This window comes from Breoghania sp. JC706 (assembly GCF_037026715.1).
GTDB lineage: Bacteria > Pseudomonadota > Alphaproteobacteria > Rhizobiales > Stappiaceae > Breoghania.
On record NZ_JBANCG010000013.1, the window covers coordinates 94304 to 105217 of the forward strand.

Consider the following 10914-nt stretch of genomic DNA (forward strand, 5'->3'; position numbering starts at 1 on the left):
TTCAAACCTTCGAGAATATGCTCCCGGCCGATTGAAGGGCGCGCGCCCTGTCGCCGTCGTCGATATTGGTTCGAACTCCGTGCGGCTCGTCGTCTACGAGCAATTGTCCCGGGCTCCAACCGCACTTTTCAACGAAAAAGTGCTTGCCGGGCTCGGTCGCGGCGTGGGGATGACCCATCGACTTTCTGCCGAATCGGTTGCCACCGCACTCGCAGCGCTGAAACGTTTCCGGCGGCTGTGCGACCAGATCGAGGTCGAAAGCGTGTGGGTGCTGGCGACTGCGGCCGTGCGCGACGCCGAGAATGGACCGGAATTCCTCGCTCGAGCGGAAGAAATCCTCGGCACCACCATCGAGATGCTGTCGGGGCGCGACGAAGCGCGTCGCTCCGCTCATGGCGTGATCGCGGGTTTCTGGAAACCGGATGGCCTGGTGGGGGATCTTGGCGGTGGCAGCCTCGAACTCATCGACGTGAAGGATGGATCGCTCGGGGAGGGGGGGACCTTTCCCCTGGGCGGCATTCGGCTGGAGGAGTCCTCCGGCGGAGCGTCGAAAGTGGCCGCGACACTGGCCGCCGACTCGCTTGCCAGCGCCGGCTGGATGTCCCAGGGCCAGGGGCGCAACTTCTACGCCGTTGGCGGGACGTGGCGCTCACTCGCACGCCTTCACATGGCGCAGACCGGTTATCCGCTGCATGTGATCGACCACTACGCGATTTCCGCCGAAGAGGTGCTGGAGTTCTGTCGGGTGATCGCAAACAGCGAGATCGATTCCGTCGATTCTATCGAGGTCGTGTCCAAGCAGCGCCGGCCGCTTCTGCCGTATGGTGCGATCGTGTTGGAGCAGGTGATACGGCGGGTCCGTCCGTCGCAGATCGTCATGTCGGCGCTCGGCGTGCGCGAGGGGCTTCTCTACGAGATGCTGTCGCCGGAAGAGCAGGAAAAGGATCCGCTGAAAGTCGCCTGCCGCGAACTGGCACTGCTGCGCTCCCGCTCGCCGCAGCATTGCGAGGAACTGATCACCTGGACGGACCGCGCCTTCGAGGCGCTGGGCATCGAGGAGACAGAGGAGGAGCGGCGCCTGCGCGTGGCGGCATGCCTTCTGACCGATATCGGCTGGCGGGCGCATCCCGATTATCGCGGCACCCAGAGCCTGGCGATCATATCCAACGCGGCCTTCATCGGCATCGATCATCCGGGCCGCGCCTATCTGGCGCTTGCGGTCTACTACCGCTACGCGGGGCTTGTGGAGGAGGCCCTGAGCCCGCGCATACGCGAGCTTGCCTCGTCTCGGTTGAAGGAACGGGCGCGGATATTGGGTTGCGTATTGCGGGTCGGATATCTCGTATCTGCAGCCATGCCCGGGATCATATTGAAGTCGTCCCTTGAGATCCGCGGCAAGGAACTTGTGCTCTCACTCTCGCCCGACCTTGCCGGTCTTGATGGTGAGCGGGTCAGGAAGCGGCTTTCCCGGCTCGCGAAGATAATCTCTCTGGATAGCGCTGTGACGATCACCAGTTGAAGATCGCATCTTCTCTTGCGTAATCGGTATCCATATTGACAGAATGGATAGGATTGCCGGGGAGGGCGAGATGAGGAATCTTCAATACGGAAAGAAGAGCTCATTCCATTGGGTTAGCGGTGATATTCCGCTAGGAGGGGGGGGCAAGGCCCTTTACAAATTGGGTCTGCATCTCGAACGGTTTGGCAGCAAGTTGTCGGCTGTTTCCAGCGATTGCGAAAGCTATGTGCCGGAACTCGACGTCGCCCGCCTCGTCAGAGTGTTCGGACCAGAAATCCGCAACCGTAACCCGACCAGAATCCTTTGTGCTGACTTTATCCTCAATCGCGCGGCTTCGGTCTTTGGCGAAACGCCCGATATCGTCGATCTGGGGTGCGGGGAAGGCGGTTATTCGCAAAATCTGAAACTGGTAACCGATTATGGCACGTATCAGGGCTATGATATCGAGCCGCGTTTGGCCTGGAAGGAATATGAGACGCCGTCAGTTCGTTTCGCCAAGGCGCGGCTTGGATACGCGCCGCTCCAGATCGGTCAGGCAAACGCCATATTTTCGCAATCGGCTCTCGAGCACATCGAATACGACAAAAGCGCGATCGCGCTGTTGCGGCCGGATCGCGAGAGAACGCTGAGCCATCTTCATCTGATTCCCGGGATTCCGAGCTACTTTGAGCATCGCTATCACGGCTATCGGCGTTATGGCCCAAGAGAGATACGAAACCTGATAGACCTTCCCGGTATCTCGGACGTGAGGATTTCTCACTTCGGAAATTGGATCACGCGCGAATTCTTCTGGGAAATGCGCAATCGGCACAAACCTCAGGTTTCCTCCATATTTCGTCAGAAATCGGGGGTGTTTTACGACAAATCCCTCAGCACACTTGAAAATCTGGTTATACATCGCGAAAAGATCGTAACGCAGTCGATGCGCGAGGCATCGTTTATTGCCTTGACGTTCAAGCAGGCCGCGTGTCCTGAAGATGCGGGCCCATAACTGAGAAAGGAGGGCGGCGGAAAAGCGCAGTGGCGGATGGAAAGAGGGGGAGCGAGCTTGTTATCTGCGCATGGCCGCTCGTGACGCTTCTGGGCCAGACGTTTCGGTTCTCCCGGTCTTTGCCCGTTGAAGGTGTCGAAGCGTGTTGCAGATTTTTTGGCCTGACCTTGAAAGGTTGGTCAGTTTCCTGACATTGGCGCCACACATCCTAAACGGTTGGCCAAACCGTTCCTATCTCATTTTCCGGTCCATGCCCTGGTCCCGCGACACAGCAGAGAAAGAAACGCAAAAATGGCGGCGATGTTGCAAACCATCAAAGAAAAGCTCCGGAAAGGGCTGAAGGTAAAGACGGTCACCATCAACGGTATTCGCGTTGTCTCCGATACGGCGTTCGTTACGAAGGAAATTCGGAACGCGCTCTACAAGGAGCGCTACGAGGACGAGGAGATGGCGCTTGTCGCCGAAGCGATCGGGCCGGGGGACCATGTTCTCGAAATCGGCGCAGGGATAGGTCTCATCAGCATGGCCTGTGCCAAACGGTGTGGGGCGGAGAACCTGCTCTCCTACGAAGCCAATCCTTCGCTGGAAGTGGTCATCCGGAAGAACCATGCGCTAAATGGTCTCTATCCCGAATTGCGAACGCGGGCCGTATCGGTTGAAGCCGGCGAAACTAGATTCTATTTCAACGACAACATCTTTTCATCCAGTCTTTATGATCGCGACTTCGGTGGAGAAGCCGTGGTGCAATGCGATGCGTTCGGAGATGTCATTGCGGACTTCAGGCCGACGGCCATGGTTATCGACGTTGAGGGCGCGGAAGTCGATCTTATCCCCGCGGTCGATCTGACCGGGATCGACAAGATCATCATCGAATTGCATCCGCACATCGTCGGGCAGGAGAAGATTGACGTCCTGATCGGACACTTTCACGCGCAGGGTTTCAAGACGCGCGCTCAGATCCGGCGCAGCTATTACTTCGATCGGCGCTAAAGCTCCGTCCGCCAAGGTAGTGCTTCCTGCTCTATAAAAAATGCTCCAGATCGATAAGTTCCGCGCATTCTTGATGATCAGGCCGGTTCAGTCGGCGCGGGTGCTAATGATGTGTAGACCGCCAATTGCGATGCGGTGCAGGTGCGTTATCGGAACAGCGTCTCGATATAGCGCTCGGCAATCACGTCCTTGGAAAATTCCGCCATTAGCTTTTCGCTGCCTGCCTCGATCAGAGATCCTGCGAGCCCCTGTTCTCCGCGAACGCGGGCAAGGGCCCGCGCTATCCGTTCGTGGTCACCGATCGGTGCCAGAAGCCCCTGAATGCCGTCCTCTATCAGCCAGCTCGGCCCCTCGCTTGTCGTCGAGACGATCGGACGCTGTGCCGCCCATGCTTCCAGAACCACATTTCCAAGCGGCTCGTGCGAGGAAGGAATGCAGAAGACGTCGGCGGCGGCCAGATGGGCGGCTGGATCCGCTACCCAGCCCCCAAACCGCAGGCGCGGGGCAAGGCCCGTTTCAACGGCAAGCCGGCGCAGGTTTTCCTCTTCCTCGCCTTCGCCCAGAAGCCATAGGTAAGCGCCGTCGAGGCGGGAGACGGCACGGATCAGCGTATCAAAACCCTTGCGCTCGACGAAACGGCCCATGCCAAGCACAACAAAGGCATCGTCCGGCGTGTCGAGCACCTTGCGATCAATGGCCAGCACGGGATTCGTCTCGGTGAAGTTTGAAATGACCTTGAGGTCCCGCTTCCAGCCGATTTCGGCGCAGTGGCGCGCAATATCGGGCGTGTTGCAGATCAGCAGGTCGCAGTTCTCGAAATAGTCGAGCTTCTCAGGATAGTCGCCAAGCCGGGCGGCGCGCAGAAGATTGCCCTTTGCTGGAATCCAGCGGCTGGCCTGCGGCATCCAGGAGATGACCGCATCGGCCTTGAAATCCCGGGCAATGCCGGAAATCCAGCGATTTGTGAAGTGGCGGGAAATGTGGGAGCGGCTGAACTGGCGCTCGTGCACCGTGCAAACCGGGGCAATGTCGTTCTTCCAAATGCGGTCGGGGAAGACGAAGGCCTGCTGCTCGACACCGCGCGAGGCCAAGGCATTGACGAGCGCCACGAAGAAGCGTTCCGCGCCGCCCTTGATGCCGAGATGGATGTGTATCAGTCGCAAGATCGTATCCTCGTTCCGCGCGTCGTCAGTTGCCGTCGATGCGGCCGTAATAATCACCGAAGGAGCGTGCCAGGCCGCGCAGATTGCCCATTCCCCGCGCGAATTTGGTTCGAGCCCGATAATAGACGTTGCGTCCCCGACGGTTGTCGACAAGACCGATGAAACGGCCGATAACGATCATCAGCGCCCCGGAAATGATCCGACGCAGCGCCTTCGGCGCGAAGCGGCCGAACGCGCTCCAAAATCCTTTTCGCAGGATCGTCGTGTACGTAAGGCTCGTCGCCTGCATTTCCACGCGTGCCAGCAACCGTTCGGGCTCCACCCGTGTCGCCGGTATTTCCTCCTCCACAATCGCATCCGGCATCCAAACGATACGGTGGCCCTTCGCGTGGGCACGGCGGAAAAAGTCGATATCCTCGTAGCCGAAGGTCAGCCGTTCATCGAACCGAAGTGCCGATCCATCTGGATGGATGAGCGATGTTGAAAGGAAGGTGTTGTTGGTTGGAGCCTCCTGAAGGAGTGCCCCTTCGTGTGTTGCTGCAGGCTTGAGCGTTTTCCACCAGGTCGGTGGAAGTTGTTCGTAGTTTCGAAGGACCGGGCCGCTGACGACCTCCGCCTCGTAACGTTCCGCCGCTTCGATATGTCTTGCGAGCCAATCGGGGCGCGCGACTTCATCGTCGTCGATAAGAGCTAGCCAGTCGTAGCCGCGTTCGGTTCCGGCAGCGAGCGTGCGGTTTCGCGCAATGGGTATGCCGCGCCGGGGTTCCTGATAGTAGTGCACTGGGGCGATGCCGAGTTCGGCGCAGACCTCAACGACGGCGCGCGATTGCGGCTCGGCGTCGTTTTCCACGACACACACCTCAAAACGCCAGCCTTCAGGCATCTCCTGGGCAAGAATTGAGTCTATGCAGCGGCGAAGCATGTTTGGCCTGCGCGCGGTGCAGATCATGACGCCGATCGTTCTGAACGAAATCATCGGCTTTCCCGTTTTGTTGTGACGCAACGCTCGCACACGGAATCGAGATCGCGCGCCAAGGCGCGCACGTCAAAGTGCGTGTGGCCGCGAGTTTTGCCGCGCTCGGCAAGGGATGCCCGTCTGGTCGGGTCTTCAACAAGTGTTCGGAGAACCGTGGAAAAAGCTGTCTGATCCTGCGGATCGACAATCTCCGCCGCCCCGTTCGCGATCTCGGCCAATCCTCCGCGCCCGGAAGTGATGAGCGCTGCTCCGCCGGCGAAAGCCTCAATGGCAGTGCGCCCGAAGGGTTCGGCGAAGAGGGAGGGCACGAGCGCGATTGCTGCGCTCTCGAAAGCCAGCTTTACCGCTGCGTGCGGACGGTCGGTTTCAAGACTTGCGCGGTGTCCGAGTGGTCGCAGGATCTCCCGCAATCGTTCGATGTAGGCCTCGTCCGCGTCGAGCGTCGAGACGATGAACCGGGCCGACCAGCTGGGGTTGTCGGCGAGCATTCGGGACACGACCAGCGCGGCTTCGTGTGCGCCCTTTTCGCTCACGGCCCTGCCGACGAATAGGATGGTGTTCTCGCGCGTGTCGCTAGGCTGCCATCGGGAGAAGTCGAGACCGTTGTGAACGCGCCATGCCTTGCGCTCGAGCTTCGGATAGGCTCCGACGAATTGATCGCGGATGAAGTCCGAAACCAGCACGAAACCGTCGAAGGCGGCAAGCTGCCGGCCTTTCAGCCAGCGGGCCAGGGCAGAGCCGGGAACGCTCAGGGCGTTGTGTCGGTAAACCAGAACAGGAATGTCGCGAACCTTGGCGCGGATCGCGGAGGCGGATGGCATGTGCTGGTGGACGACGATGAGATCCGGCGAAGTGGCGGCCATGGCCTCGCCAAGCGCAGTCGCATAGGCACGTTGCGATGCGCCCGACGAACGTGGCATGGCGCGATAGTCGACCTCGGGAAACGGCTCATCGACCGGCTCGCCGAAGACGACGGTGTCATCGCGATAAGCGGAGTGGACGACGGTGTCGCGGACGCAAAGATCGATCGCCGTCGCCCGCGCAGGTCCGAAATGCATCTTGCGCGGAAGGCAGATGGCTATGCGCATTTCAGGCTCCGGTCGCAGGGAAGGGGCCGGCGTTCGCTACGCGGTGCGGTGCCGGCCCGGCATCTACTCCTGAACGTTCAGGCGAAGGCTCAGTTCGCGAAGCTGCTTCGGCGTCGCTTCGGACGGTGCGCCCATCAACAGGTCCTGGGCCTGCTGGTTCATCGGGAACAACGACACCTCGCGCAGGTTCTGCTTGCCGGCCAGAAGCATCACGATGCGGTCGACGCCGGCCGCCATGCCGCCGTGCGGGGGCGCGCCATACTGGAACGCGCGGTACATGCCGCCGAAACGCTCCTGCAGAACGGCCTCCTCGTAGCCGGCGATGCCGAATGCCTTGACCATCACCTCCGGCAGATGGTTACGGATGGCGCCGGAGCCGATCTCGTAGCCGTTGCAGACCACGTCGTACTGGTAGGCCTTAAGCTCGAGTGGATCGGTATCGTTCAACCCGTCCAGCCCGCCCTTGGGCATGGAGAAGGGGTTGTGCGAGAAGTCGATCTTCTTCTCCTCGTCGTCCCATTCGTACATCGGGAAATCGACGATCCAGCACAGCGCAAAGCGGTTCTCATCGACGAGGTTCAGCTCGGTGCCAACCCGCGTGCGGGCGACGCCCGCGAAATCGGCGAACTTCTTCGGATCGCCCGCCACGAAGAAGGCGGCGTCACCTTCTTCGAGCCCGAGCTGGATGCGGACGGCTTCGGTGCGCTCCGGACCGATGTTCTTGGCGAGCGGCCCGGCGCCTTCGAGCGTGTCGCCTTCCTTGCGCCAGAAAATGTAGCCGAGGCCCGGCTGACCGGCGGATTGCGCCCAGGAGTTCATGCGGTCGCAGAAGGCGCGGCTGCCGCCGGTCTTGGCCGGGATCGCCCAGACTTCCGTCTTGGGATCCGACTCGATCATGCGCGCGAACACCTTGAAGCCGGAATCGGCGAAATGTTCGGTGACGGCCTGCATCTCGATCGGGTTGCGCAGGTCCGGCTTGTCCGAACCGTACTTGCGGATCGCCTCGTCGTAGGCAATGCGCGGGAATTCCTGCGTCACCGGCTTGCCTTCGGCGAATTCCTCGAAGATCCCTCGGATGACGGGCTCCATGGTGGTGAGCACGTCTTCCTGTTCGACGAAGCTCATTTCCAGGTCGAGCTGGTAGAACTCGCCCGGCAGACGGTCGGCACGCGGGTCCTCGTCACGGAAGCAAGGGGCGATCTGGAAGTAGCGGTCGAAGCCGGCGACCATCAGCAGCTGCTTGAACTGCTGGGGGGCCTGCGGAAGGGCGTAGAACTTGCCCGGATGAATGCGCGAAGGCACCAGGAAGTCGCGCGCGCCTTCAGGGGAGGAGGCGGTCAGGATCGGTGTCTGGTACTCGGTGAAACCTGCCTCTCCCATGCGCCGACGCATGGCCGCGATAATGGCCGAACGCTTGACGATGGTGTTGTGCAGGCCCTCGCGGCGCAGGTCGATGAAGCGGTACTTCAGCCGCGTCTCCTCCGGGTATTCTAGCTCGCCGAACACCGGAAGCGGCAGCTCCTTGGCCGCGGAGAGCACATCGAGCTTGTCGATGTAGACCTCGATCCGGCCTGTCGGCAGTCCCTCGTTGATGGTCTCGTCGGTCCGCTTCTTGACCTTGCCTTCGACGCGGATGACCCACTCGGAACGAACCGTTTCGGCCGTCTTGAATGCCTCGGAATCCGGATCGACGACGCACTGCGTCAGGCCATAGTGATCGCGCAGATCAATGAACAAAAGCCCCCCATGATCGCGCACGCGATGGACCCAGCCGGACAGGCGCACAGTGTCCTCGACATGGCTCTCGCGCAGTTCCCCGCAAGTATGGCTCCGATAGAGATGCATGGATTCCTCGGTAATTGGGCTTTCGACGTCGGGCCGCGCGCGGGATGTGCTCTGCAGACAGAATCCGGCGGCCGTCACCGGTCGTGCGATTTCAACCGGGGCAGAAGACATGCCCGAGGCGGGATGTCAATGCAAGAGCATGTTCCTGCCAAAATGACGGTGCCGCCTCGGCAGGTCCCTTCGATTTTTCGGATTTCGTATCTCTTCAGGCGCGCCGCCCAGAGCGATCGCGTCGGGAAATGGTGTCTTCACCCTTCCAAGGCCAGCAGCAGCGGTTGCCACTGGTTGCGCAGCGGAGCTGTCTCGCGACAGGGGCTGTCGAAGATCGCAAGTCCTTCGCAGGCGAGATTGGAATAGGCGATGCGATCCGATATCCGGGCTATCAGGGGCCGTCCCGTATCCGCCAGATGCGACTCAAGCCGTGCCAGTGCCAGGCTCTTCAGCCGGATGCGATTGGCGACGATATGGATTTCCGCCTTGCCCTTGCGGATCTTTTTCAGCTTTTCGATTTTCGCGAGAAAGCGGTCGGTGGAGGCTGTATCGAAGATCGAGGGGAGGACCGGAACAACGATTTCGGTTGCTTCCGCGATCAGCATCTCCGCATGAGCGCCCGTCAGCGCGCCGGGGCCGTCGATCACGACGGTATCGATCTGCGACCGCACGTCGCCGAGATCTTTGGTCTTTGTCCAGTTCAGGCCGGTAATCTGGGCTGCGTCCTTCGGCCTCAGGTCGATCCATTTCAAAGCGGACTTCTGACGATCGGCATCGGCGAGCGCAACGCTCTGGCCTCTTGCGGCAAGCGCAGCGGCGATTGTGGTCGCTATCGTGGTTTTGCCACACCCGCCTTTGCGGTTCGCAACCAGAATCGTGCGCATGCGGTCGTTCCCCCAACCAATTGAATCTGTGTTGAATATAGGTGCACAATGTGCACTTTTCCAGTCAGTCTTCTAAACTCTGTTGGGTGGCGAAGGGGCGACAAGCCCTCAAAGCTGCGCTATAGCTGCAAGACCATGACGCCGATTACAAAAACATCCGATCTCGAAGCTGCCTGTTCCCGCTTTGCGGAATTCGAATTCGTTACCGTCGATACCGAATTCATGCGCGAAAGCACCTTCTGGCCAAAGCTGTGTCTGATTCAGCTCGCCGGGCCCGAAGATGCGGTTACCGTCGACCCCATGGCCGACGGCATCGATCTCTCTCCCTTCTTTAACCTGATGCGCAACGAACGGGTCGTGAAAGTATTTCACGCGGCCCGGCAGGATATTGAAATCGTCTTCCATCTTGGCGGGTTTGTCCCGCATCCCGTCTTCGATACGCAGGTGGCCGCGATGGTGTGCGGTTTCGGCGACTCGGTCTCATATGACCAACTCGTCGGCAAGATCACCGGTCATCGGATAGACAAGACTCACCGCTTTACCGACTGGGCCCGTCGGCCACTCACCGAAAAGCAGCTCTCCTATGCGCTGGCGGATGTCACGCACCTTCGCGATGTCTACCTGTTCCTGAAGGCCAATCTGGAGGAACAGAACAGGGCACATTGGGTTTCGGAGGAAATGGAAGTGCTGACTTCTCCCGAGACCTATCGAATGGCGCCCGAAAACGCGTGGAAGCGCTTGAAGATGCGCGTCCGCAAGCCGTTGGAGCTCGCTGTTTTGATGGAGGTGGCCGCTTGGCGGGAGGAAGAGGCGCAGCGCCGCGATGTTCCGCGCAGTCGCGTCTTGAAGGATGAGGCCATCTACGAGATCGCCGCCCAGCAGCCACGCGACGCCACCGCGCTCGGGGTGTTGCGGACCATACCACGCGGCTTCGAGCGATCGAGGGTAGCGGACGATATTCTGGCGGCTGTCGGGCGGGCGCTCGCCATCCCGAAGAAGGAACTGCCGCCGGTGCCGCGGGGGCGACCGCAGGCGGAAGGCTCTGCCGCGGCCGTCGAACTCCTCAAGGTTCTGCTGAAGCTCGTCTGCGAGGCGAACGGCGTGGCGGCAAAGGTTGTCGCGACGGTGGACGAGCTGGAGCAGATTGCCTCTGACGACAACGCCGATGTCGCGGCGATGAAGGGCTGGCGCGGCGAATTGTTTGGCCAGGCCGCCCTGAAGCTGAAGCACGGCAGGCTTGCGCTCGCATTCGCGGATGGCAGGACGGTTCTGATCGATCTGCCCGAATACGCGATGGACGAAAAGGCGGTCGCGATGGCGGCTGGCGAATAGAGACCAGGAATGCGGAGGGCTTCGCGCGGCCCACGGAATGATTTGCACTAGGCAAAGACGTGGGGTGCCGGTGCTCCCGCACATTGCGGATCGAATACGAAAAAGCCCGCTCCGAATGAGGAGCGGGCTTTCTTG

9 protein-coding genes are annotated in these 10914 nt (G+C 60.6%); 4 read left to right on the forward strand and 5 right to left on the reverse strand.

Features of this window, described 5'->3' with window-relative positions:
- Positions 1-31 precede the first annotated feature (31 nt).
- The 3 genes from ppx to V2L18_RS21680 all read left to right on the forward strand — a co-directional run bounded on the left by ppx (position 32) and on the right by V2L18_RS21680 (position 3500).
- On the forward strand, positions 32-1519 hold the full coding sequence (gene ppx / locus V2L18_RS21670) for an exopolyphosphatase (RefSeq protein WP_336180435.1): 1488 nt from the start codon (positions 32-34) through the stop codon (positions 1517-1519).
- Between the two features lie 70 nt (positions 1520-1589).
- Positions 1590-2510 (forward strand): class I SAM-dependent methyltransferase, encoded by a 921-nt coding sequence (locus V2L18_RS21675; RefSeq protein ID WP_336180436.1) that lies wholly within the window; start codon positions 1590-1592, stop codon positions 2508-2510.
- 291 nt (positions 2511-2801) lie between these two features.
- A complete protein-coding gene (locus V2L18_RS21680) occupies positions 2802-3500 on the forward strand; it encodes an FkbM family methyltransferase (protein WP_336180437.1) in 699 nt (232 codons plus the stop codon).
- Positions 3501-3646: 146 nt separating this feature from the next.
- Here V2L18_RS21680 and V2L18_RS21685 read toward each other — a convergent pair whose 3' ends face one another.
- The 5 genes from V2L18_RS21685 to V2L18_RS21705 all read right to left on the reverse strand — a co-directional run bounded on the left by V2L18_RS21685 (position 3647) and on the right by V2L18_RS21705 (position 9447).
- Positions 3647-4663, reverse strand: a complete 1017-nt coding sequence (locus V2L18_RS21685; protein ID WP_336180438.1) for a glycosyltransferase — start codon at positions 4661-4663, stop codon at positions 3647-3649.
- A gap of 25 nt (positions 4664-4688) precedes the next feature.
- Positions 4689-5639 carry a glycosyltransferase family A protein gene (locus V2L18_RS21690; RefSeq protein WP_336180439.1) on the reverse strand — a complete coding sequence of 317 codons (951 nt, stop codon included), beginning with the start codon at positions 5637-5639 and terminating at the stop codon, positions 4689-4691.
- On the reverse strand, positions 5636-6727 hold the full coding sequence (locus V2L18_RS21695) for a glycosyltransferase family 4 protein (protein WP_336180440.1): 1092 nt from the start codon (positions 6725-6727) through the stop codon (positions 5636-5638). The genes V2L18_RS21690 and V2L18_RS21695 overlap by 4 nt, the downstream gene beginning before the upstream one ends.
- A gap of 63 nt (positions 6728-6790) precedes the next feature.
- Positions 6791-8572: an aspartate--tRNA ligase gene (aspS, locus tag V2L18_RS21700; protein ID WP_336180441.1), complete on the reverse strand. Its 1782-nt coding sequence runs from the start codon at positions 8570-8572 to the stop codon at positions 6791-6793.
- Between the two features lie 248 nt (positions 8573-8820).
- Positions 8821-9447 (reverse strand): AAA family ATPase, encoded by a 627-nt coding sequence (locus V2L18_RS21705; RefSeq protein WP_336180442.1) that lies wholly within the window; start codon positions 9445-9447, stop codon positions 8821-8823.
- A gap of 135 nt (positions 9448-9582) precedes the next feature.
- Here V2L18_RS21705 and rnd point away from each other — a divergent pair, with 135 nt between their 5' ends.
- A complete protein-coding gene (gene rnd / locus V2L18_RS21710; RefSeq protein ID WP_336180443.1) occupies positions 9583-10779 on the forward strand; it encodes a ribonuclease D in 1197 nt (398 codons plus the stop codon).
- Positions 10780-10914 lie beyond the last annotated feature (135 nt).

Bases quoted from the DNA above. Each gene is read 5' to 3' on its own strand.
- V2L18_RS21690 (WP_336180439.1), bottom strand. From the start codon at position 5,639: ATGATTTCGTTCAGAACGATCGGCGTCATGATCTGCACCGCGCGCAGG.
- aspS (WP_336180441.1), bottom strand. From the start codon at position 8,572: ATGCATCTCTATCGGAGCCATACTTGCGGGGAACTGCGCGAGAGCCAT.
- V2L18_RS21695 (WP_336180440.1), bottom strand. From the start codon at position 6,727: ATGCGCATAGCCATCTGCCTTCCGCGCAAGATGCATTTCGGACCTGCG.
- V2L18_RS21680 (WP_336180437.1), top strand. From the start codon at position 2,802: ATGGCGGCGATGTTGCAAACCATCAAAGAAAAGCTCCGGAAAGGGCTG.
- V2L18_RS21675 (WP_336180436.1), top strand. From the start codon at position 1,590: ATGAGGAATCTTCAATACGGAAAGAAGAGCTCATTCCATTGGGTTAGC.
- V2L18_RS21705 (WP_336180442.1), bottom strand. From the start codon at position 9,447: ATGCGCACGATTCTGGTTGCGAACCGCAAAGGCGGGTGTGGCAAAACC.
- rnd (WP_336180443.1), top strand. From the start codon at position 9,583: ATGACGCCGATTACAAAAACATCCGATCTCGAAGCTGCCTGTTCCCGC.